The sequence below is a fragment of the Pseudomonas sp. P4_C3 genome (assembly GCF_056402075.1).
Genome location: NZ_JBFUIC010000548.1, coordinates 1 through 1,841, shown reverse-complemented (window position 1 = coordinate 1,841; position 1,841 = coordinate 1). Strand labels below are relative to the sequence as shown.

Genomic DNA, 1,841 nt, shown 5'->3' with positions numbered 1-1,841 from the left:
GATCGCGCCACCGTTGATCACCAGGTCGGTGACGGCGCCGAGCGCTTCCATATGCAAGTGCAGGGCAACCGTAGGGAACTCTTCGCGAAAGGATTTGAGTGCATCCACCACGCGTTCGGGGGGCAGCATGACATCGAGCACCACGTGGACTTCGGCTTCGAGCCCCTGAAGCAAGCCTTTGACCTTGGCGCGTAGTCCATGGATGCCGTTGGCAATGGTCCTGGCTTCGGCCAACACGGTGCGACCGGCATCGGTGAGCCGGGGTTTGCGGGTTGTCTGGCGGTCGAATAGCGACACACCGAGCTGCATTTCAAGGTTGGCGATCGAGTAGCTGATGACCGAAGTGGCGCGGTGCAGTTTTCTGGCCGCCGCCGCAAAACTGCCGACTTCCACGACCGTCAGGAACACGCGCAGTTGGTCCAGTGTCGGTGTGCCCGGGTCAGAGATCATGTCTGTTTCCTTGAATCAGACGTCGCTTGGCAAGTTGCACGATTGAACTCCTTTGCCGGTTACGTAGGTCTGCTTTTCTAATTTATCGAATCTAATGATCTAAATTAGTCGGCTATTCAGATTAGCTGACGAAGAGCAATATTTCCTCACCCGGGCGGTTCTTGTCGAATCGCACCCAATTCAAGGAAATACCCCATGACGACTTCGGCAAACATCGCTCAAACAACCGCCTCTGAACAAAGCCGTTCCGACGTGACCCAATCCTCGGCATCGTTGATCGGCCGCGTACTGCTCAGCGCAATCTTCATCCTTTCCGGTTTCTCGAAACTGGCCGCTCCCGCGATGATGGTTGGCTACATCAGCTCGGTCGGGCTTCCGCTTCCACAATTGGCGCTGGCGCTGGCGATCATTGTCGAGATCGGCGGTGGCCTGGCATTGATCGCTGGTTATCGCACCCGCACCGTTGCCGCCGTCCTGGCAGTGTTCAGCGTGTTTACCGCACTGGCGTTCCATAACGCACTGGGCGATCAGAACCAGTTCATCCACTTCTTCAAGAACATCGCGATGGCCGGTGGCCTGCTGCAGGTCGTGGCCTTTGGTGCCGGTCGCTTCAGCCTCGACGCGCGCCGTCGTTGATCCCCCCGCGCTGCGAAGGCTGGTCCCTCGCAGCGCAATGCTTTTCTCCCTTCCTTTTCAAAAGTCGAGACCTCCATGAATGCCATATGTTTGTACAAATACGGCAGTCCTGAAGTTTGGTTCTTCACGGAATTCCGGGAAACTGTAGGAGCGAGCTTGCTCGCGATGGACTCAAGACCGCCGCGTTTAAACAGAAAATACGCGTTATCGTTAACGACCTTCGCTGGCAAGCCAGCTCCTACAAGACYGCGTCCTGGTYGAAAATGAAGTGACTTCCCGGGGARCTGTAGGAGYCGGCTTGCCGGCGATGGACTCAAGGACGCCGCRTTTATCCGGTTYACWCGCGTTATCGTTATCGACCATCGCTGCGATGCGGCGACCCGACAAGCCAGCTCCTACAGGGGAGCGTGCCCACGCTTTTTTTGCGGTGGACTGCTGCCGTTGCGCCTGCCTGAAGGTCAGTTCGGGCATGCCGATATCGCCCTGAATCGGGTCAACAAGCTGTACGGTATCGAGCGGAGATTTAAAAGAAGTTGGCGATGAACATCGCCGCGAAGGTCGACAGCAGAACAACCTGTCGCTGTTGCTGCAGTTGCAGGCGTGGCTGGTGAAGATCCAGCCACGCGTGACGAGGCTAACGCACTGCGCAAATGGCTTGCGTCGCTTGGTTAGCCTGCAGGTGCATCATCAATAAATATCTTTTGACAGCAGGGTGAACGGTGTCTTCACCAGGATTTTCACATCCAGCCACAACG

At 56.7% G+C, this 1,841-nt stretch carries 2 protein-coding genes; one reads left to right on the top strand and one right to left on the bottom strand.

Translation table 11 applies throughout. The features are described 5' to 3' along the window. Positions 1-450 (bottom strand): LysR family transcriptional regulator (locus AC1DVH_RS30470; RefSeq protein WP_477756922.1); only part of this gene is annotated, 450 nt, incomplete at its 3' end. Between the two features lie 195 nt (positions 451-645). Here AC1DVH_RS30470 and AC1DVH_RS30465 point away from each other — a divergent pair. Then, entirely contained in the window at positions 646-1,086 is a 441-nt protein-coding gene (locus AC1DVH_RS30465; protein WP_477756921.1) for a DoxX family protein, read from the top strand. The last annotated feature ends 755 nt before the right edge of the window (positions 1,087-1,841 follow it).